Source organism: Paenibacillus sp. WG02, assembly GCF_055396115.1.
In genome coordinates, this window is record NZ_AP036016.1 from 1,134,083 (window position 1) to 1,154,064 (window position 19,982).

Here is a 19,982-nt window from a genome sequence, read left to right on the forward strand (position 1 = left end):
TCTATATTGTTGTCTTCCTATGAGAAAGACTCATTCTATAGATTAGGATGAATTTGTTAAGGGTTAGCCGAAAAATATTAAAAAAATATATAGAGATGGAAATATTGAGAAACTATGAAAAATGGATAGGGGCGTGTATATCAAATTAATGCTGTGATATATCAAAAAATGAGAAAAAAATATAGCCTGTTGAACTTTATCAACAGGCTAATCTATCATGACAATGCTGGAGGCTTCTTAAGAAGGAGTATAAGATAAACTAGCGCTAAATGAGAGTTGGGTAATATCAGCTGCTGAGGGATCCGTCGACGCAAGCGTCCTTACACGAATACCAATACGATCACCCGCAGCAACTACTAATGACCCCCCAACATTTATATTCGTTGCGGTTCGGAAACCGGATGGGTTACCAGGTGTAATGACCGTATTCGGAAATCCGAATCTAACCGAACTAGTCAGCGGAGTGGTTACGTAAGGTGATGAACTATGATCAATCCCATTATTAGGAACTGACGGTGCTCGGAATACTGTAAAATCATATTGAAGACCGAGAGTATTTATAGAAACCACAGAAGCAACCAATAAATCTACACTTATTTGTAAATTTTGAACGGTACCTGCAAAGGGAATTGGGAAAGCAAAACCACCTGCTTCGGGTGGCATAGTTGATTCTCCAGTAGCGCCAATAACTTCAACCGTGTGACTACCAAAACCCATTAAAATTGGAGCTGCTGATACTACTGTAGCACCACTTATGATAATACCCGTTGAAAATGGAATTAATCCTCCCCCTGGTGGTCCTGCCGGACCAGTAGCTCCCGTTGGTCCAGGCAGACCTTGGGGTCCTGTTGCTCCAGCTGGTCCAGCAGGTCCAGTTGGTCCTGCCAGTCCGGCTGCGCCAATTGCTCCTGCAATTCCTGCAAGTCCAGCTGGTCCAAGTGCTCCTGCAAGTCCAGCGGGTCCAGCTTCGCCAATTGCTCCTACAAGTCCTGTTAGACCAGTGGGTCCAAGTGCTCCTGCAAGTCCAGTGGGTCCAACTGCTGCTATTGCTCCTCCAAGCTCTTGAAGCAATTGCGGTCCTACTAGTCCTGGAGGTCCTTGTGGCCCTCGCGGTCCTTCTGGTCCTGGAGGTCCTGGTGGACAATTACATCTTCCCATAGTCTCATCTCCCTATTATCAAAGTACTGTATCATATTAAAAGCTTAAAAAGATAAACACAGCAGATACCTATCAACTGAAAAATAGGCAAATAGAGTAGTAATAAATTCGCTAATTTCTATTCTCCTATGTGATTGTCCCATACCAATTTGTCTATGCTCGCATTAAATAGTAAAAGGGATCGAAGGCATAGGAGTGATGAGATTGGAGAGTCGCCCTTTAATAGGTATTCTGGTAACGAAAAGAAGCAGTAGAAAAAGAATTTTGGAGCTTTACAGACGTTATCACAGTCTAAACCTGAAGCTTTACGCCTTTACTCCAGCAGATATTCTTTGGAAGGAACAACGTATTATTGGACTTAGCCTGAAAAAGGGTATATGGAAACAAAGCTCGTTTCCTTTTCCTCATGTCGTTTATAACCGGTGTTTTAACAAAAAATTAGTAACCATTCAACGCCTAGAGAAGGCGATTGGTAGAAACAAATGTTTCAACAATATCAATTTTTTTAATAAATGGGATCTCTATAACCTATTAAAACAGTCCATTCTTAAACCCTATGTACCAGACACATTTTTATATAATGAAGTGAATATATCAGAACTATTAGAGAAATATAAACTAGTATACATTAAGCCTTCTTACGGATCTGAGGGGAAGTCTGTGTATCGGGTTGAACTAACGGATAATGGAGATATTCACATCTCTTTGCACAGCTTGAATCCAAGATATATTTGTAGAAAAGATGAAAGCGTTCAGGAAAAACTGAATGAATTTCTCGGACCAAAGAAATACATGGTTCAGCAAGGGATTCGTTTGAGTCAACTTGATCATCAGTATGTTGATATCCGGGTCCTTGTTCAAAAAGATATTCTTGGAGAATGGACGGTTTCCGCCATAACAAGTAGAGTGGCTTATGAGAATTACTTTAACACGAGTATGTGTGAAACCATTTATGATGTGGTTGAAATTCTTCCCCAATTAGTTTCGCTGGAAAATATCAATGAAATCCTCCGATCTCTGCATGAGATAAGTGTAAAGGCCGCACAAGAAGCAGAAACTCATATGGGTTCATTGGGAGAATTGAGTGTCGATTTTGTATTAGACGAACAAAGTAAGTTATGGATTATTGAACTTAACGGAAAACCCCAAAAAGATATATACAAAAACCTTAAGTGTTATAAACGCAAAATTTATAGTAGACCGTTGGAATATGCGTATTATCTCTCTCAAATTGAGAGAGAATAAGTTTTTCCAAATAAGCATGTTTCGCTCATGATTCTGCAAACCCACACGATTTTAATTTTCCACTATACCGAAAAGCCCTCTTATGAACATCTACAAGAGGGCTTTTCGGTATAATTTGCTGGATAGTTATTGGTCTTTAGCAATTTCTTTTCTGTTTGGTGCAATTGGAGGTTGTTCTAACCATTTATTTTTTATCATGAGATCAAACCAATTTTTTGATACGGTTAGGTCTTTGAGAATTATTCTCTCATAATCAAGAATTAGATCAGACCTCATGGAACCCGCTAGTCCTAATCCATGGTATGATTGAGAAGTCAGAAACAAAAAACCAGTATGATACATGATAAGTTTATCTGAAAACGGTGAATCAGTAGATTCGGTTATTTCCGTTTCCCATGACATCGGAACAGGTAAATTATCATCCTTTAGTTTTTTACTTAGCAATTGAATGTGGTCATTTGACGTTTGAACTGCATCTGTTAGAAATTCCCTTATTTCTTTGGTTCCGGCAATTTGACTAAATGCAATTCCAAGTGTTTTTGCCATAATACTTTTCTTTAAGTTAAGTGAAATATTACCTATTTCTATGGCTGAAAGAGGACGTTTATCTCCCCAAAAACCATCGAGATATTTTTTACTATCAATAAACTCTGGGTTTGCACGGGGGAAAAAATACGGGTCTCTTTGAAAATGCCCCTTTTCAAGTAATAAATCAACGGTACGATTGTACATATTTTTTCCATCCACCAAACAGGAATCAAAAAAATCCCTTAGATCTTTTCTAACTGATGTAGTAAGCGAATATATGTGACCGTTTAAACCATGTATTGTCATGAGATACAAATAATCTAAACAAAAAATATCTGAAAATAACCTGCTTATATTGGGGTTGATATCTTCATCCGTAAACCCTATGGGTAACGGAAATCCATCGTTAAGAATAAAAGTCGAAACCTGCTGCATTTGATTCTCAGTTATTTTTATTGCATCGTCAAAAACCTCTCTAATGGACGTATCTTCTATAGTGGAAAGCATATATTTATTCACACAATTTACCATTGTGCCATTTACGTATTGCCCCCATAAAGCTCCGATTTCCGTCGATGTTAGTTTTAATTGAGTTTTGTTCATATCTCCGTCACCTCTAAAAGTTAGATTGTCCCAATTAGAAAAGATTTATCATGTTAATTTTCGAAAAAAAAGTTCGCCGTTGAAGGATAAAAAGGCTATCCCACAAGCAGAAACCTATTGGCTCGGTCAAAGGCTAGCTTATTTAACGTCAGTTATTAGCTCCGTTCATAATGGCGCTAAACGCCTTGTGATATAATCAATCCATGTGGGAGGTCATCGTATGAAGAGTATGAAGAGAACAAAACGATGGGTGTTAGGTTCAACGGTTTTGGCAATGACGCTGGGAGGCCTTAACTGGCTGCAGTAAAACGGAGCAAGGAGCGAGCGGCAGTTCAGCCCCGTCAGCTACGGAGCAAATTCCGGATCGTCTCTGGGTGGTCGATACGCGAACTGGAGACATGCGCAATCTCTTTACGCAGAAACTGGAGGAGAGCGGACGGCCAGTCGAATATGTGGGGCATGAAATGTGGGCGTTCGACGCGGATTGTACTTTGTTAAATATCCGCATAGTCCGGATAAACCGACAGGCGTGTTTTTCGTGGATCGTCGGGGCGAGCAGCACGAGTTCATTAACGGAGACTACAGGTATTGGCATGTCGGCATCAGTCCTGACGGTCGGTATGCGGTAGCGGATACGCAGGAGACGGCCATTTCCAAAATCGTGCTCATCAACACGGCTACGAAACAGTCCGAGCCGCTATGCGAGCTGCCATGCCGTGGCATGCATCCTGGACACCCGCATCCATCCTTAAGTCCAGATAGCCTTAAGGTTACATTCACATTTTCGGATGAGCATGATCGGCTCCATGTTGGGGTTATGGATATTAGCAGTCATTACATAGGGAAGGGGCTGTAAATATGCCAAAGATCATGATGGCTTTTCCTGGGGGAAAGCATAAAGTACTGATAATGAGTTATGATGACGGTCAAACCGCGGACGTCAAGTTAGTGGGAATTTTCAATAAACATGGCATAAAAGGGACATTCCATCTGAACTCGGGGATTCTTGGCACAGATGGCCGTATTGCGGAAGAGGAGGTTGCTGCGCTGTATCGTGGACATGAGGTTTCGGCACATACGTTGACGCATCCTACAATTGCAAGGTGTCCGAAGGCGCAAATCATAGAAGAAATCGTCGAAGACAGGAAGAGATTGGAGCGTTTGGTTGGGTATACAGTAAGGGGCATGTCCTATCCCAACGGCTCTTACAACATGACTATCAAAGAGATGCTGCCTTACCTGGGAGTGGAGTATGCAAGAACTACACAGAGTACAGGGCAATTTGCGATGCCAGACGATTTGTTCGAGTGGAAACCCACATGCCATCACAATGGGGACTTGATGAATGTGGCGGAAACTTTTGTAAACTTAAATAAAAAGCAATATCTGTACATGATGTATGTATGGGGGCACAGCTATGAGTTCGATCATGATCAGAATTGGCCATTGATAGAAGGCTTCTGTGCGTTTATCGGGAACAGGTCGGATATCTGGTATGCGACCAATGTGGAGATCGTGGATTATCTGCAAGCCTTTCAAAATCTCAAATTCTCCGCTTCATGTCAATTTGTGTATAATCCCTCCGCGTTATCTGTATGGCTTCAAGTCGACAATCAGATTGTTGAAATAAAAGGCGGGAGCCAGATCCATTTGACGTAAGATTCTGAGATTGGCGGAGGTTACCTGAGCAACAAAAAGCATTTTAAATAGCATAAAAAGAGGCTATCCCAAAAGCACAAAATTGCTTCTTGAATAGCCTCTTTTCTTTTCGTTCAAGCCGCAACTAGCTTTCCAATACTTGTCGGTCCTCTAACAAGCGATTGCGCAATTCGGCATAATCGACATCCTGAACCGATGTGCCGTGCTGGATGGCTAACGCCGCTGCGGTAGCAGCCGATTGTCCTAGGGTCATGAACACCGGCTCCATCCGGATCGAGCCGTACGCGATATGGGAGGAGGAGAGGCAGACAGGCACTAGCAAGTTGAGGCACTCTTCACCCTTGGGAATGATGGATCGGTACGAAATGGGATAGGGGCCGAAGGTCGAACCTCAACGTTGCCTTCATTGATACAACGGCCATCAATGACGATGCGCCGGCAGTTGTGAGAGTCCATCTGATAGGCGGCGACCCCTACAGAATCGGACACTTTGCGGTAGCCACGACAGTCGTCCTCGGTCATCACTAGATCCGAAATCATTCTTCGCGCTTCGCGAATGTAAAGTTGTGGAGACCAGCCTCCGAAATCTGTATATTCGTCAGCCGGTAACCCCCATTTCCGGGCTTCTTCGCGGACGGCCTCGGGCACACGGTTGTCGTTGCAAAGGAAATACAGCATGCCCATGCCCCGATTTTGATATGGGGAGAAGCTTACGGTGTGGAGTGGTATGTGGTGGAGCAGGACATGTGCCGGACGGATCCGATGGGATGCGTGTCGACCAGCTATACCAATCTAACAAAGCTCATTGCCCAAATAAAGTGAGTCATGATTAGTGATATTGCCAACGTGAGGAGTTAAATAAATATGAAAAAAGTTCTCATTATTGGAACTGTAGCTAGTGGTAAAACAACCTTGGCAACACGATTGAGCAAAATAGAGCCAATTTTGAAACCAAGTTAAAACTATATAATAAGAAACTGATTAGATTACATGATAATAACAATCTGAATTTTGTTAGGTAAAAAATAATGAAGTTTTCGCAGAAATCGCAAAAGAAAAAAACCTTAACATCGGGTGTGTGCCGACGTTAAAGTCTTATTCGCGGTTTAACCTAAGTAAATAACATGTTCTATACCGGCTTCACTTTAGATTCAACAGACACTTCTGAATCGACTGCTCTGTAATTACCAGCAGCAAAACGGTCAATTACGTCGAGCGGTAAGTGATCTGTCACAAGTTGGCCGTAATGCGCTTCCTGTATGATGCCGTTGTCGTCGATCAAGAATTCGGCCGGGATGCGATAGAAGTTGGATCCTTCCTCCCGAATCAAAGCAAAACCTTCAGCCGCCGCCTCAGCTACGAAATTTTGTGTATTCGTATCAGTCATCGTCGCTTGCACCTTATCCTCGGACACTTCGACGCTGTATTGGTCATAGAGATCGGCTTGAGGATCAGCAATCAACGGGAAAGGCGCTTCCTGCAGGTTGACATTCTGGGACATGTTAGTTTCCGGAGACTCGAACACCGCTACTATCTCCAGTCCTTGCAGGCTCCAATGGTTGTAGCGCCGGATGAAATGCCGCACCCGCAAGTTGCACATCGCACAGGCGGCGTTGCGAAAGAACGCGAGCAGCACCTTGCGGCCACGAAGATCGGACAACTGGAGAGGAACTCCGTCGACACCTGTGAACGTGAAATCAGGGGCGACATCCCCTTTAGATAATGGAATTCTCATTGTGATAAGCCTCCTATCCATGTAATGGGTAAACCTCAGTCTGGCCCGACTGACTTTACTTTACCATGAGATGCTCTTGCCTTCTGTGACCTGGTCACCAACGAGCTCCATCAATGCTCCCCGCTGCAGAACTGATACCCAACCCCGTCCCATAGCGATCCAACTTTTCTTTTGCATTCGGCTCAAAACGCGGCTGACTACTTCACGAGCGGACCCTAGTTCAACAGCTAACTGCTGATGTGTAATCCGGACGGTCGGCTGCTGCTCCAACGTCAGCCTCAACAAGGTTCCGGCGAGCCGAGAGTCCAACGGCTGCGCCATTTTACTTGAAAGGATGCTGCCCATACGGATCAACCCATCCAAGATGTTGCCAAATACCGCATTCCGAATAGGAGCATACACCTGAATCCATCGTATAAACGAGCTCTTCGCCACGAATAGGGCTGTCACCTCGGTCTCCGCCTTAATGGTGCCGGGGTATTCGCGCTCGCTTAAACCGCTTAGCACCATAATGGCGCAAATATCACCGGTCGACAGCCGGTTGGAAAGCGTTTCATGTCCCTCTTCGGTCACATTTGAGATCTGTACTGTTCCTGCAATGAGGAACAAAGCATACTCAGCGGCATCCTCTTTACGAAATAAGGTCGATTTAACAGAAAATGTTCTAAGTTGAGGTTTCGCGGCTGCCCACTCATCAGCTGGGATAGCTTGGAAACAAGGGAAAATGTTAGACAGGGTTTGCTGCTCAGGGAAGACCTTTGACATGAGGGTTTCTCCGATCGGATAGATTGATATCTTTATTTTACAGGATCGAAGCGTGCTGTGACTAGTCACTCAAAGGAAGTCAGATCCAGAGCTTCATGACTCCGAGTTCCCAGTCCTCGGATCGCCGGTATGGATGACTAAAATGTATCAGATTGATTTTTGTTAAAATGGCCCGGTTTCGGGTTCCAGGGCTATTTAACATATGCCAAGCGGTATACTGTTCAGCATAAGGATTGAGAGCTGACATTCCATCAACTGGAATAATGACATTGTATCCCCGGAATGCAGCACTAGTGGCTGTATGAAGGACTGCGCCATTAGCGGCATAACCGGTAATCAGAACGGTTTTAATGCCATGCTCATGTAATATTTGTTCTAAATCAGTTTTGTAGAACTTATCAACGTTTGATTTCACAACAGGATCACTTGGCAAGGGGGCTATCTGCGCGGCAATATCCGATATGCTTCCCGTATGTGTAAGGCTATAGACGACAAGCATGCCACATTCACGACTTCTCGCCAGTAGTTGATTAATTGTAGAGATGGAGGCAATACAACGAGGATTATTACATATAGTGGTCTCCATATCCAAAATTAGGAGTGCACTTGTTTTGGGGTCCACTGAAACGGATTGCAGACTGAGGGGGAGGAGGAGCGGGAACAGCGTTCCATTCATCTATGATAGTTGAATCCTTATTTCCAGCGTAATAGTTCACACGAAGCCAGTGACTACATGGCGTGCTGTATTCACGCCAAACACCGTACTGGGGACAAAAATAGATCATCCTAATCCACCTCTGGGCCGCTTTTTTGATAATAGATTATGTACGCAGATAGGAAAAGGTGAGGCGGGAACCGTTTTAAGTATAGTCATGCCCATGATGCATCTATAAAATCATTAATTGTTTTGGAATAGATCAATGAAAAATCGACAATTAAACATAGTGGGACATCTGTCGTTCATACGCTTTCTTAAGGTATTAACCGTGAGGAGGTCTCCACTCATATGCCCGTAAAAGTAAAACTTCAAAAATTCGTCGATAAACTGCCGATTCCCAAAACCATTTCCCCGATAAAACGAGACAAGAAAGGTTCGTATTTTGAAGTGACCATGAGGGAATTTACACAAAAACTACATCGTGATCTAGGGCCTACCCGCTTATGGGGCTACAATGGTATGTACCCGGGCCCTACTTTCGATGTAATGAAGGGTGAAACGTCATATGTCAAATGGATGAATGATCTGCCCAAAAAGCATTTTCTCCCCATCGATACGACCATTCATGGTGCAGAAAAAACAGTTCCACAGGTTAGGACCGTAGTTCATTTACACGGCGGAAAACAGCATGATCATAGTGATGGTTACCCTGATGCTTGGTTTACGAGAAATTTTGAACAAACAGGGCCTATGTTTCAAAGAAAAGTATGCGAGTATCCCAACCTTGAAGCCACTACGTTGTTTTATCATGACCACACCATGGGTATTACTAGATTGAACAATTATGCGGGACTTGGAGGTTTTTTTATCATTCGTGATAAGCATGAACAATCCCTGAATCTACCTGTGGGAAAATATGAAATCCCTCTAATGATTCAGGATCGCTCGTTTAACCCGGACGGTTCGCTCTTTTACCCCGCTACTCCCGATAAACACAATCATCGTCTTCCATATCCTTCAATTGTCACACCTTTTGACGCAGATTACATTTTGGTAAACGGCAAAGTATCCCCCTATCTTGAAGTAGAACCGCGAAAATACCGATTTCGGATGTTAAATTACTGTAATAGTCGAGCTATTACATTCAAATTGGACTCTGGACAGCCATTCTATCAAATTGGAACAGATCGCGGCTTACTGGAGAAACCAGTGAAAATGAATGAGATCCTCCTTCTAACGACCGAACGTGCGGATGTGATCGTTGATTTTTCTCGATCCTTTGGCAAGACGATCATTCTTAAAAATGTCTTCAAGGGTGCCTCCCCCGAAACAACCGATGTGATACAGTTTAGAGTAACCACTCCGTTAAAAGGCAAAGATACCAGTTCGCTACCGGATCAATTAACGAAAATTGATTTCCTTTCTAGAGAGATGGCAACAAGGACAAGAGATCTCACACTCGTTAGGGTGGAGGATGAATATGGAAGATCGCTAAACTTACTTGACAGTAAAATGTGGAATGATCCTATATCCGAGAAAATGGACTTAGGAACTGTTGAGATCTGGCGGTTAATTAATCTGTCTACGGATGACCACCCCATTCATCTACATGTCGTTGACATGCAAATTCTAGAGCGTCAGCCTTTTGACGATGCTCATTTCCAAGCCACAGGTAAACTTAAGTTTACAGGACCTGCGGTTCCTCCTGAACCTAACGAGAGGGGCTTTAAAGATACGATTCGTGCTCCCGCTGGTTACGTTACCTCTTTTATCGCGAGATTCGAACCTTTCGCTGGACTTTTTGTATGGCATTGTCACATGCTCGAACATGAAGATTACGATATGATGCGACCATTTGAAATCGTGAAGAAAAGAAATAGAATTAAAAATATACTAATGAGAATGATTAACAGGAAACGATAGCAACATGACACAGGCTGCCGGCATAACATTGGTAGCCTGTTGAGCGATTTGACAAAAGAGTTCAATACCTGGGAGTGTGATAATCTGCCGCAGTGTCCTCCTATCAGTGATAATCCAAAAGGCCGCCTATTTTACATCTAACTACGAACTTGTTATGACAGAAGCCCATACAATACATCGTTAAATGTTTCTATATCATCATAAACGGAGGACAACAAATATGGGCTTTCACGGAGGTTTTGGGCACGGAGGTTTTGGGCACGGAGGTTTTGGACATGGAGGTTTTGGAAGTCCGTTTGGTTTTGGAGGTTTTGGAAGCCCGTTTGGCTTTGGGGGCTTTGGAAGCCCATTTGGTTTTGGAGGCTTTGGAAGCCCGATTGGCTTTGGAGGCTTTGGAAGCCCAATTGGCTTTGGAGGCTTTGGAAGCCCGTTTGGCTTTGGAGTCCCATTTGGTAATCCCTTCTTTTTCCGCCAACCGTATCAGGGAACATCTTATCCTTTGTCCCCTGGGCAGCCAACCATGCCTTACGTAGAAACATCCCGTCACATGTACCCGGTCCAACAAATGGCACCTCAATTTTACACTAGCAATAAAAATGATTTGTATACCTGATTAATGAAATTTATAAAGTTATGAAAGGTATGGAATGATCCTCAAAACTAAAGAAAACCATAAACACCAATGAGCATTGTCGGCAGCCTTGAAAATGATAGCCGGAAAACAATGAATATTTACATCACTCCCCAAAAACCGCGAAGCCTTGATGCTACGTGGTTTTTGTTCTTTTTTATGCCAAGTCTTTCATTATTCTTTTATTGGGCTGAAGAATTAACTCCTTGGCTAAAGGGAGAATCTCATAAATCAAAGCTGGAGGAAGTCATCTCGATACTGTTCAAAATCGGATACTCGGCAATCCAACTTAAGACGGGTACCATTCGGCTCATAGTTCGTTGAATGAACTTGGGCATGTTCATTGAAATAGGCCACTAATCGGCCTTGTTCATATGGAATCACGATTTCACATTGCATGTATTTCTGGAAAACGCGTTCGCGAATCATTTGAGTGAGCTCCTCGCTTCTGCTGGGCAGAGAGGTAGACGAAATCATCTTTTGACAGAGGGTAAGCATGCCTCAGTTGTTCCATCGTTCATCATCCTTTCAAATTATGGAGTAAAAAAGAAACAACACAAGCAAGGTGCTTGTGTTGTCTGTAGTTGAGGACAATGACTATCGTATCGGACGAAAGAAAACAATCCACGATTTGGTCGATAAGGATGTTTCACCTTACTTCAAGCCGCGTTGTTTGATCACCGATAGAAAGTATCAATTCAGGGTTATAAATGGACAAACTTATCCTGAGTCCTCTGTACACAGACAGAATCTTAAGCGCTATTCAATTAGCCGCGCAAAGATCTAACTCGGATAAAATCTACCACACGTAACCCCTCCGTTTCCTTAAAGTACTTCCAGAGTATCACAATGAAGAGCTTCCTTGCCTCTCTAAGAATAATTATAATTATTTTTTACCTAGTAAGGTTTCGGGCAGAATAATGAAATAAACACAATAGATTTGGAAGCACATTATTATGATAAAATACATACATCCCAATAAGGTTGACCTCCAGACATCAGCATTTCCCCATTTTTTAGAATTCTTTTGCTCGAAAGGAGTCTTTTATGAATATATTAATCGCCGATGACGAACCCTTCATGATTAAGATTTTAAAGGCTTATTTTGAAAAAGAATCCTTTAAGACCTTTCTTGCACAGGACGGTGAAGAGGCATTAGAGATTTTCTATATGAATAAAATTGATTTAGCGATTCTCGATTGGATGATGCCTAAGGTGAACGGTATTCAGGTTTGCAAGGAAATTAAAAAACAAAGTAAAACGAAAGTACTATTGTTAACAGCAAAAGACGAGACTGAAGATGAACTGATTGCCTTGCAATCGGGCGCTGATGAGTATGTGAGTAAGCCGTTTGACCCGCGGGTATTGATTTTGAGGGCCAAAAAACTATTGCATATGGATACGCAAATTTTCATTGGGGATTTAAAAATTGATATGGAAGGTCAAAAGATTTTCAGAAATGACAAGGACTTGCAGGCTACCAATAAAGAGTTTCATATCATGAAATATTTGATTGAAAACAGAGGGATTATCATCTCTAGGAAAGCCTTGTTAGACGGTATTTGGGGTTTCGATTACATTGGGGAAGAACGAACGGTGGATACGCATATCCGGAGGTTAAGGGAGAAAGTCGGCGATCATCGGATCAAGACCCATCGAGGAATGGGTTACAGTTTGGAAGAAACGAATGAATAAGTTAAATAAAAAGTTAATTTTGCGAATTTCACTGGTGTTTGTTATTGTTTCTATCTTTTCTTTTGGGATGAATACGTTCTTCTTATCCAAATATCTCTTGTACCAAAAAAAGCATGCGCTAGCTTTACTAACTGAACAACTTGAAATCATGGATACAAGTCAGTTACTGCGCGATGTCGATGACATTGAAAATAAGCATGGTGTAACCGTTGTATATACATCCATATCTGAAAAAAATGATAACTTAAACACGATTATTAGTGATAAATTGAACAAAAAAGGAATTACGCTGAGCAAATTCTGGATAACGGAAGAAAGCATTGCCAAACTTAATGAAAACATCATGGTTAGAAAAATATACAATCAAGAAAAATTGAAATCGAGCTTTCTCGTTACCTTTTTGAAAAAAGATAAATACATATTCGTTGTAGGTGAATCGATATCGCATTCAACAGATACACTAGTTATCGTTAATCAGTTCAACATTTATGTCTATATTGGAGAGCTGCTGCTGTTGATTCTATTGTCAGGGCTATTTACGAAACAAATTGTTCGACCACTGACCCAAATACAAGAAGCCGCAGAAGGGATTTCAAAGTTATCGTTCACAAAAGTGGATATTCAAACCGGTGATGAAATTGAGTCCTTAGCGATGAGCATGAATCAGATGAGTGATAAATTAAAGCATGCGCATCAAGCCATGGAAGAGAAAAATCAAAATTTACGCGACTTTATTGCCAATATCTCACATGAATTGAAAACTCCGATCTCTTTAATTAAAGCCTACACAATGGGAATCAAAGATGGCATGGACGACGGTACTTATTTGGATGTCATCCAGCAGCAAACCGATGATATTTCGAGTTTGATTAGCAAATTACTTGAGCTTTCCAAGCTGCAAACAGAACAATATCAGATAACGTCCTTTGATTTCAGGCCTTTGTTTCATAAAATAATGCAGAAGCATCATATTTCAATTCAGCAGCAGCATGTTGAAATTTCTGTGGATGACAGCTCGCTTCAAGATTCATGGGTATTGGCAGATGAGCAGAAGATAGAGATGGTGCTTAACAATTTTATTTCCAATGCTTTGAAATATTCTTCCGATGGACAGATCCAGATCACGATTGGAAATAGGGAAAGCGATCTGCTTTTCACAATTGCCAATGGTGTTACGAATGAGGAGCCATCTCAATGGGATAACGTATGGGAACCATTTTACGTTATGGAGAGTTCCCGCAATAAGCTGCTTAGCGGAACGGGTTTAGGCTTGTCGATTGCAAGAACCATTTTGCAAAAACATGATTCACGGTTTGGGCTCCATGTTCAGAATGGAGAAATTGAGTTTCATTTTTCATTGCCAGTGTGTAAGAAGGAGTAATAAGGCATTGCGACAGGATCATGTTGCGATGTCTTTTTTTGTTTTGTCATATTGATGTAACATACGGAAACTATGATTGTTCTTGTGATTCGTACAGATTTACAGATCGGAGGTAGTATGCGATTAACTTCAAAGCCTATTAGTCGACGAGATTTTCTGAAGAAGAGTGTTCAGGGGACTTTGGGGCTGTTTGGAGCTGCTGGTTTATCAGGTATATATTCACGTTGGATCGAACCCTATTGGATTGAAATCAAACATGTAGATGTTGTGCTCGCAAACCTCCCTTCATCCTTTCACCAATTTCGAATTGTTCATTTTAGTGACTTACACCTAGGTTTCCACTCGAAACCAGAACATTTATCGGAATTGGTGGCGAGTGTCCGGCAAATAAAACCAGATCTGATTTGCTTTACGGGTGATCTTGTGGATCGGTCCGTAACGGTCATTTCAGAAGCAGTAGCTGCGTTATCCCAGCTGCAAGCCCCCTTTGGACAATATGCCGTTTTGGGCAATCACGATGCTTTTGGAAATCGGCAAGCTGTTACTCGTGGGTTATCACAAGCAGGATTCCAAGTACTGCATAACGAGCACGCTGTAGTTAGAAAGGGTAAGGATAAACTTTATGTAGCCGGCGTAGATGATCCTTGGGTCGGAACTCCAGATATCGATGCCGCGTTACTTCACATACCTGAGGACTCTTGCACCATTCTCCTCGCACATGAGCCTGATTTTGCCGATCAATATGGCCGATTTCCAGTAGATCTTCAATTGTCAGGACATAGTCATGGAGGACAAATCTGTATCCCTTTGATTGGGGCGTTATACACGCCTCCTCATGGGAGCAAATATTCAAACGGTTTGTATCAAATCCCCAACAGCCGGCTACAGGTTTATACAACACGTGGCATAGGAATGACTCGAATTCCTATACGCTTTAATTGTCGGTCAGAATTCACAGTAATGACGTTAAAGGGACAAACATTGGAATAGTCAGGAGATGTATATAGTAATGCGAATTAAGTATCGTATTTTTAGTTTAATAGGTGCTATTACGGTGGTTGTAGGTTTCTGCATGTACACTATCATAGATCGAAAAAGCCCTGATCCGGTTTCCGTTCAACCCTCATCTTCCCCACAATTAGCCGACAAGATCAGGGATACTACTAAAATTGGGAATTTAGATACCGCGGATGCATCTCAAATAGAACCTTTACCGGACGAACAGCCGATAACCGGATCGCAAGTCGATTTACAAACGAGTGACATGACGGTTCGTATTGTCCCAAGTACCTGGGAGTTCAAGATAGGAAAGCCTGGTAAGTCATTGATAACGATTTCTCAAGCTCAGCAAGCAATCAAGATTCAAAACTTGAAGTTGGGCAGTCGAAGCGCCAGTTGGGAAGATCCTTCGGATGGTTTAAAGGTACTTATTCAAGTTGTTAATCAATCGGTAAAAGTAAAGGTGGAGTCCACCAAAGAAACATCAATCACATGGCCAATTATCGGAAAAGAGTTGAACAGCAAGGCCCTGCTGCTTCCACTTGGAGAAGGTCGTTACGTGCCAACGAAGGACAAGGAATGGATTCAATTCCTAACAGATAGCGGTGAATCGTCACTTAACGAAGCGTTTTCCATGCCTTTTTGGGGAGTGCAAGGTGAGGACTTCACGCTTACTTATCGAGTTGACAACCCGTTCAATGATTCTGTTTATTTTACGAACGATCATGATCAATTAGGGCTAGGTATGAAGCATGATTTCACTGCTAAGTCCGTTCATCAGCCATATGGAGTCGCCATTTACTTGGGAATGGAGAATTTGAGTGAACCTGCAAAAATCTTTCGTCAAACCCTCATGGACAGGAAACAATTCGTAACGCTGCAGGATAAAATCAAGCAAAATCCAGCTGTCCAGAAGCTGCTCGGAGCTGCTCATGTGTACATGTGGGGAAGCGGAAATTTATCACCGGAGGACGTTACGGATTGGGGTAAACTTGCTAAATTAATTGCTGACCAAGCTAAGTCGAGCAGTCTCTCTCCTGGAAAACGAGTTTGGCAGCTGCTTGATAAAGAGGGACAGAATGCGCTCTCAGCCATTGCTTCGGCAAATTATGCTGATCAATTTCAGAAAATGTCCGTCATAAGAAGCTTGGATGATGTACTGAGCAAGAGAGAGTTCTATCAGGAGGAAGCATGGAAGGACATCCATCTAGATCCGAACGTACAGACTTTGTTGAGTAAATCTGCTTCCATTTTAACGGAGACGGAGCTCTACCAGCGAAATAACTTGTTACTTTTCGATGCGTTTCCAGGACTATTTACGCCAGTGGATTCTTGAGGGGATGGGATTTCCACAAAAATGCTAAAACAGTTTCAAACTGCTGGTTTGGACCGTCTATGGCTGGGCGTATCCGATTGGCAGATGGCCTACAAACACCCTGAGTTTGTGAAACAAGCGGTGTCGATGGGATATTTAGCAGGAACCTATGATTCCTACAATACGGTTCTAGATCCAGTGAACCCGGCAGATCCCTCATTTACGACAGCTATTTTTGATCAATGGTTGTATGATCATGGGGCTATCGTTAATGCCAACGGCAAAAAAGTCCCCGGCTTCCAAAAGAAAGGCTATACGGCAAGCCCGCTTGTCACGATGCCTTATATTGAAAAACGGTATTCGACCATTATGAATAATATCAAATTGAACTCATGGTTCGTTGATGCGGATGGCGACGGCCAGTTGCATGAGGATTATTCATCCGAGCATCCTGCAACTGAGCAAGACGATATGAATGCCAAAATCAAACGATTAAATTGGTTTGCTAATCAGCAGATGGTAGTGGGCACGGAAAAGGGCGAATGGTATACGGCTTCATCAGTGGCATTTGCTCATGGAATGACAACTCCGGCGCTCGGCGCCTGGATGGATAAAGACTTGGGAAATAAATCATCCAAGTATTATCTCGGTTCTTACTGGCCTCCTGAGGGCCCGGATGTCTTTATTAAACCCGTACCATTAAAGCCAATTTTTGATAAAATTTATATCGATCCGCAGTTCCAATTTCCATTGTATGAGCTTGTCTATCACGATTCTGTGATCACAACACATCATTGGGGGATGGGGAGTTTAAAAATTAGTGACAAGATCAAATCACGTTCGCTAACCGAATTGCTGTATACGGTACCTCCTTTATATCACTTGAATCTTAAAACTTGGGATCAGCAAAAAGAAACCATCGAGAAATATTACAATTTCTTTTCGCCGCTGCATAAGCAAGCTGCTCTATTAGAAATGACGCAATTTGATTGGCTTTCTCCAGATCGTCTCGTGCAAAAAACTGTATTTGGGAATAAACTAGAAATCGTTGGGAATTATTCATCTCAGGCCTTTGTTTATATGAATGAGACCATTCCAACACAAAGTGTATGGATTCACTGGCTGGAAAGTGGCGAAAAGCAAATTTTCACACCATAGCCAAGCAAAAACATCTGCAAGATTTACTATTCAAAAATGCGTTAATAAGAAGTGGCGATGACCAGAAGGTTATCGCCACTTCTCGTTATATCAAGCGTTGCTCGGCGGCTGCAAATAGTCCAAAAAAACATTCTTCAACACTTGCAGTTGGACAGTCGTTCCAGTATTTTCTTTGAAAATAACCAGATTGTAGGACATGGATACTTTTTTGGCGAAGCTTCCGAAAACGTTGATCAGGGTCATCAAGGTATCGTCGACGGAAATATCGTTGCGGATGGAGCCGTCGGTGCGGCCCTGTTCAATAATCACTCTAAACAGTTGTTTATTACTCTCGAATACCGCATGGTATTCCTCCAGTATATCTTCCTGCTCATGAGCCAAGGAAGCCCAGCTTTCAAAAGCTTCAATAAGCTGTATGTTCTCGCGATGCTCTTCCTCATGGAAGGATATGAACAGATCAAATAGATAGCCGAGCTTGTCCATGCAGGAACCGCTCATTTCGCTCACGGAGCGGAAGGCTTCCCATTGGGAAGCGATGATGGCGCTTGCGATCGCCACGATCAGCTTCTCTTTTTTAGAGTAATAACGGAAAACGGTGGCGATGCCGAGAGGCACTTCATCCGCAATCTCCTGCATCGTTGTTTTATCAAAGCCTTTGCGGACAAACAGCTTTTTGGCTGCCGCCATAATGCTTTCCTCGCGCATCGATTTGATGCTGCGGCGTTCCTGCTCATATCTGATCTTTGCGTTCAATATTTCACTTCTCCGTCCTTCTTGATTGATTGTGTAGACATGCTAACAAACTTGATAGCATCTGTCAATTACTCTGCCAATCACTAGAAGTTGTATAGGAATCAAGGTAGTGATATATTGTATATTATAGTGATAGTTCAACTATCATTAATTAATTTGTGGGAATCATTTAAGGAGGTTATTTAACATGTCTTTCAATGAAAAATGGACAATCGGCGAGCTTCTGGCCAACGAACAAGCGGCGGCAATTCTGGCCAAGCATCTGCCGGAATTTGTTAGCGAGCCGACTTTCAAGATGGCGTCGATGCATACACTCGATCAACTGGCGGCGATCCCCCAGGTAAGCTTGTCTGAGGATAGGCTGGGATCTTTGAAAGCCGATTTGGCCTCAGTGGACATCGTAAAGGCTCCCGCCAAGCCGGTGTTGGCCGCGCCAAAAGCACAATCCGCAGGCTCATTATCGCATCAAGGCAAGGTCATCATCGTGACCGGAGCAGCCGGAGGAATTGGAAGAGCCAGCGCGCTTAAGCTGGCTGCTGGCGGAGCCAAGGTTACGATAGTTGATTTTAATGAGGAAGCTGGTCAGGAAACGCTGCGTTTGATCAAGGAACAAGGCGGAGAAGGCATCTTCGTGCAGGCGGATGTATCTAAAAGTGAGGATGTGCAGAGGTACCTGAACCAAACGCTTGAGACGTATGGCAAAATTGATTGCCTGTTCAACAATGCGGGAATTATCCAGAAGTTCTCGCTGCTGCAGGATATTGATGAAGAGCATTTTGACCGGATTATGAATGTCAATCTCAAAGGTGTTTTTCTCGGCATGAAGTACGCTTTGAAGGTGATGGGCAAGCAAGGTTACGGCAATATCATTAATACCGCCTCCACGGCTGGTCTGCGACCGGAGCACAGTATCTCTGCGTATTCCGCAAGCAAGCATGCCGTAGTTGGACTGACCAAGGGAGCAGCGCTCGAATATGTGAAAAAGGGCATTAGGGTCAACGCGATTTGTCCGGGCGGCGTGGCGACCGGACTTACGGCAAGTGTGCCGCAGCAGCTTCAGGAGAGTGGTTATGTGCCGGAGGAGTTCTCGAACATGCGGATGGGACGGTATGCCGAGCCTGAAGAAATTGCGGAGGTCGTGGCGTTTCTCGCCTCTGACGCTTCAAGCTATATGACCGGCTCCATTATTCTGGTGGATGGTGGCTTGACACTGTAGGGGTTCAACATAAATAGCCATAATCCGTACTTTAGCCGTTTTGACAGTTCAAGATCCCGTGTGTGAGAATAAGATAAGGTTAAATTTATATATCTAAAAAGTGAGCGATCGCGATGTTATATCGGCAAGATGATGATACCGGACAATCGCATTGAACCCTCTTTATTAAAAAGGGCCCGTATGGAAGTGGATAACTTCCGTACGGGCCCTTTTTTTACAGATAAGCATTTATATGTTTTGGGGTGCTATGGATATTGCTGAGCTGAGTGAGATTGTGGATACATGCTGTGGATGCATGTCTAATCTTTCGTTGATTGACCATATTTGCCTGGGTTTTGTTTTCTGGTTTTTGTGAGAAATGGAGAATTAGGAAGGCAAGTTGCACAACGTTTGAATGATGTTGTAAAAAGTGCAACAATTGCTGCCTAATTCTCGCTTCTCTCCCTTCGTTGTTGCATTATGTACAACAATTTGGTCCTCTGTAGGCTATTTCACAAGAAATGGGCTCGAAATGTTGTACAAACTGCAACTTCAAGTTGCGAAATAGCCGTTTGTCGTGT

The 19,982-nt window shown here is 42.9% G+C and carries 21 protein-coding genes; 12 read left to right on the forward strand and 9 right to left on the reverse strand.

Features of this window, described 5'->3' with window-relative positions:
• Positions 1-237: 237 nt before the first annotated feature.
• On the reverse strand, positions 238-1,158 hold the full coding sequence (locus ACBP55_RS05460) for a hypothetical protein (protein ID WP_464650327.1): 921 nt from the start codon (positions 1,156-1,158) through the stop codon (positions 238-240).
• A gap of 198 nt (positions 1,159-1,356) precedes the next feature.
• On the opposite strand from ACBP55_RS05460, the gene ACBP55_RS05465 reads away from it, so the two are divergent.
• Positions 1,357-2,403, forward strand: a complete 1,047-nt coding sequence (locus ACBP55_RS05465; RefSeq protein ID WP_464653239.1) for a YheC/YheD family endospore coat-associated protein — start codon at positions 1,357-1,359, stop codon at positions 2,401-2,403.
• 126 nt (positions 2,404-2,529) lie between these two features.
• On the opposite strand, the gene ACBP55_RS05470 is transcribed toward ACBP55_RS05465, so the two are convergent.
• Entirely contained in the window at positions 2,530-3,534 is a 1,005-nt protein-coding gene (locus ACBP55_RS05470; protein WP_464650329.1) for a DUF3231 family protein, read from the reverse strand.
• Positions 3,535-4,000: 466 nt separating this feature from the next.
• Here ACBP55_RS05470 and ACBP55_RS05475 point away from each other — a divergent pair, with 466 nt between their 5' ends.
• Positions 4,001-4,390 (forward strand): TolB-like translocation protein, encoded by a 390-nt coding sequence (locus tag ACBP55_RS05475; RefSeq protein WP_464650331.1) that lies wholly within the window; start codon positions 4,001-4,003, stop codon positions 4,388-4,390.
• 2 nt (positions 4,391-4,392) lie between these two features.
• A complete protein-coding gene (locus ACBP55_RS05480; RefSeq protein WP_464650333.1) occupies positions 4,393-5,193 on the forward strand; it encodes a polysaccharide deacetylase family protein in 801 nt (266 codons plus the stop codon).
• Between the two features lie 124 nt (positions 5,194-5,317).
• Here the strand turns inward: ACBP55_RS05480 and ACBP55_RS05485 are convergent, their stop codons facing one another.
• Together ACBP55_RS05485 and ACBP55_RS05490 are read right to left on the reverse strand one after the other, a co-directional pair.
• Positions 5,318-5,509 carry an FAD-dependent oxidoreductase gene (locus ACBP55_RS05485; protein ID WP_464653240.1) on the reverse strand — a complete coding sequence of 64 codons (192 nt, stop codon included), beginning with the start codon at positions 5,507-5,509 and terminating at the stop codon, positions 5,318-5,320.
• On the reverse strand, positions 5,509-5,877 hold the full coding sequence (locus ACBP55_RS05490; RefSeq protein ID WP_464650335.1) for an FAD-dependent oxidoreductase: 369 nt from the start codon (positions 5,875-5,877) through the stop codon (positions 5,509-5,511). Before ACBP55_RS05490 ends, ACBP55_RS05485 begins: the two co-directional genes overlap by 1 nt.
• A 180-nt stretch (positions 5,878-6,057) precedes the next feature.
• On the opposite strand from ACBP55_RS05490, the gene ACBP55_RS05495 reads away from it, so the two are divergent.
• On the forward strand, positions 6,058-6,153 hold the full coding sequence (locus ACBP55_RS05495) for a EutP/PduV family microcompartment system protein (protein ID WP_464650337.1): 96 nt from the start codon (positions 6,058-6,060) through the stop codon (positions 6,151-6,153).
• Between the two features lie 169 nt (positions 6,154-6,322).
• Here the strand turns inward: ACBP55_RS05495 and ACBP55_RS05500 are convergent, their stop codons facing one another.
• The 3 genes from ACBP55_RS05500 to ACBP55_RS05510 form a co-directional block, all read right to left on the reverse strand.
• Entirely contained in the window at positions 6,323-6,928 is a 606-nt protein-coding gene (locus ACBP55_RS05500; RefSeq protein WP_464650339.1) for a peroxiredoxin family protein, read from the reverse strand.
• Positions 6,929-6,988: 60 nt separating this feature from the next.
• Complete coding sequence (locus ACBP55_RS05505) at positions 6,989-7,693, reverse strand: Crp/Fnr family transcriptional regulator (RefSeq protein WP_464650341.1); 705 nt, start codon at positions 7,691-7,693, stop codon at positions 6,989-6,991.
• A gap of 79 nt (positions 7,694-7,772) precedes the next feature.
• Positions 7,773-8,369 carry a cysteine hydrolase family protein gene (locus tag ACBP55_RS05510; RefSeq protein WP_464650342.1) on the reverse strand — a complete coding sequence of 199 codons (597 nt, stop codon included), beginning with the start codon at positions 8,367-8,369 and terminating at the stop codon, positions 7,773-7,775.
• A gap of 330 nt (positions 8,370-8,699) precedes the next feature.
• On the opposite strand from ACBP55_RS05510, the gene ACBP55_RS05515 reads away from it, so the two are divergent.
• Positions 8,700-10,274, forward strand: coding sequence for a multicopper oxidase family protein (locus ACBP55_RS05515; protein ID WP_464650344.1), 1,575 nt, complete (start codon positions 8,700-8,702; stop codon positions 10,272-10,274).
• A gap of 275 nt (positions 10,275-10,549) precedes the next feature.
• On the forward strand, positions 10,550-10,807 hold the full coding sequence (locus ACBP55_RS05520; RefSeq protein ID WP_464650346.1) for a hypothetical protein: 258 nt from the start codon (positions 10,550-10,552) through the stop codon (positions 10,805-10,807).
• 329 nt (positions 10,808-11,136) lie between these two features.
• Here the strand turns inward: ACBP55_RS05520 and ACBP55_RS05525 are convergent, their stop codons facing one another.
• The gene (locus ACBP55_RS05525; RefSeq protein WP_464650348.1) at positions 11,137-11,334 is read right to left on the reverse strand and encodes a hypothetical protein; all 198 of its coding nucleotides are present in this window, start codon (positions 11,332-11,334) and stop codon (positions 11,137-11,139) included.
• Positions 11,335-11,952: 618 nt separating this feature from the next.
• Between ACBP55_RS05525 and ACBP55_RS05530 the strand changes: the two genes are divergently transcribed.
• From ACBP55_RS05530 to ACBP55_RS05550, 5 genes are all read left to right on the forward strand, one after another.
• A complete protein-coding gene (locus ACBP55_RS05530) occupies positions 11,953-12,600 on the forward strand; it encodes a response regulator transcription factor (protein WP_464650350.1) in 648 nt (215 codons plus the stop codon).
• Positions 12,593-13,981, forward strand: coding sequence for a sensor histidine kinase (locus tag ACBP55_RS05535; RefSeq protein ID WP_464650352.1), 1,389 nt, complete (start codon positions 12,593-12,595; stop codon positions 13,979-13,981). The genes ACBP55_RS05530 and ACBP55_RS05535 overlap by 8 nt, the downstream gene beginning before the upstream one ends.
• Positions 13,982-14,098: 117 nt before the next feature.
• Positions 14,099-14,971, forward strand: a complete 873-nt coding sequence (locus tag ACBP55_RS05540; protein ID WP_464650354.1) for a metallophosphoesterase — start codon at positions 14,099-14,101, stop codon at positions 14,969-14,971.
• A gap of 19 nt (positions 14,972-14,990) precedes the next feature.
• Positions 14,991-16,316: a hypothetical protein gene (locus tag ACBP55_RS05545; RefSeq protein ID WP_464650356.1), complete on the forward strand. Its 1,326-nt coding sequence runs from the start codon at positions 14,991-14,993 to the stop codon at positions 16,314-16,316.
• Positions 16,317-16,337: 21 nt separating this feature from the next.
• Positions 16,338-17,453 (forward strand): glycoside hydrolase, encoded by a 1,116-nt coding sequence (locus ACBP55_RS05550; protein WP_464650358.1) that lies wholly within the window; start codon positions 16,338-16,340, stop codon positions 17,451-17,453.
• 90 nt (positions 17,454-17,543) lie between these two features.
• On the opposite strand, the gene ACBP55_RS05555 is transcribed toward ACBP55_RS05550, so the two are convergent.
• Positions 17,544-18,206: a TetR/AcrR family transcriptional regulator gene (locus tag ACBP55_RS05555; protein ID WP_464650360.1), complete on the reverse strand. Its 663-nt coding sequence runs from the start codon at positions 18,204-18,206 to the stop codon at positions 17,544-17,546.
• Positions 18,207-18,501: 295 nt separating this feature from the next.
• Here ACBP55_RS05555 and ACBP55_RS05560 point away from each other — a divergent pair, with 295 nt between their 5' ends.
• Positions 18,502-19,422: an SDR family NAD(P)-dependent oxidoreductase gene (locus tag ACBP55_RS05560; RefSeq protein WP_464650362.1), complete on the forward strand. Its 921-nt coding sequence runs from the start codon at positions 18,502-18,504 to the stop codon at positions 19,420-19,422.
• Positions 19,423-19,982 lie beyond the last annotated feature (560 nt).

Coding starts and splice junctions, on each gene's coding strand:
- ACBP55_RS05525 (WP_464650348.1), bottom strand. CDS start 11,334: ATGATTCGCGAACGCGTTTTCCAGAAATACATGCAATGTGAAATCGTG.
- ACBP55_RS05535 (WP_464650352.1), top strand. CDS start 12,593: ATGAATAAGTTAAATAAAAAGTTAATTTTGCGAATTTCACTGGTGTTT.
- ACBP55_RS05540 (WP_464650354.1), top strand. CDS start 14,099: ATGCGATTAACTTCAAAGCCTATTAGTCGACGAGATTTTCTGAAGAAG.
- ACBP55_RS05500 (WP_464650339.1), bottom strand. CDS start 6,928: ATGAGAATTCCATTATCTAAAGGGGATGTCGCCCCTGATTTCACGTTC.
- ACBP55_RS05550 (WP_464650358.1), top strand. CDS start 16,338: ATGCTAAAACAGTTTCAAACTGCTGGTTTGGACCGTCTATGGCTGGGC.
- ACBP55_RS05560 (WP_464650362.1), top strand. CDS start 18,502: ATGGCGTCGATGCATACACTCGATCAACTGGCGGCGATCCCCCAGGTA.
- ACBP55_RS05545 (WP_464650356.1), top strand. CDS start 14,991: ATGCGAATTAAGTATCGTATTTTTAGTTTAATAGGTGCTATTACGGTG.
- ACBP55_RS05510 (WP_464650342.1), bottom strand. CDS start 8,369: ATGAATGGAACGCTGTTCCCGCTCCTCCTCCCCCTCAGTCTGCAATCC.
- ACBP55_RS05495 (WP_464650337.1), top strand. CDS start 6,058: ATGAAAAAAGTTCTCATTATTGGAACTGTAGCTAGTGGTAAAACAACC.
- ACBP55_RS05520 (WP_464650346.1), top strand. CDS start 10,550: ATGGAGGTTTTGGAAGTCCGTTTGGTTTTGGAGGTTTTGGAAGCCCGT.
- ACBP55_RS05465 (WP_464653239.1), top strand. CDS start 1,357: ATGAGATTGGAGAGTCGCCCTTTAATAGGTATTCTGGTAACGAAAAGA.
- ACBP55_RS05480 (WP_464650333.1), top strand. CDS start 4,393: ATGCCAAAGATCATGATGGCTTTTCCTGGGGGAAAGCATAAAGTACTG.
- ACBP55_RS05460 (WP_464650327.1), bottom strand. CDS start 1,158: ATGGGAAGATGTAATTGTCCACCAGGACCTCCAGGACCAGAAGGACCG.
- ACBP55_RS05505 (WP_464650341.1), bottom strand. CDS start 7,693: ATGTCAAAGGTCTTCCCTGAGCAGCAAACCCTGTCTAACATTTTCCCT.
- ACBP55_RS05470 (WP_464650329.1), bottom strand. CDS start 3,534: ATGAACAAAACTCAATTAAAACTAACATCGACGGAAATCGGAGCTTTA.
- ACBP55_RS05515 (WP_464650344.1), top strand. CDS start 8,700: ATGCCCGTAAAAGTAAAACTTCAAAAATTCGTCGATAAACTGCCGATT.
- ACBP55_RS05490 (WP_464650335.1), bottom strand. CDS start 5,877: ATGGGCATGCTGTATTTCCTTTGCAACGACAACCGTGTGCCCGAGGCC.
- ACBP55_RS05530 (WP_464650350.1), top strand. CDS start 11,953: ATGAATATATTAATCGCCGATGACGAACCCTTCATGATTAAGATTTTA.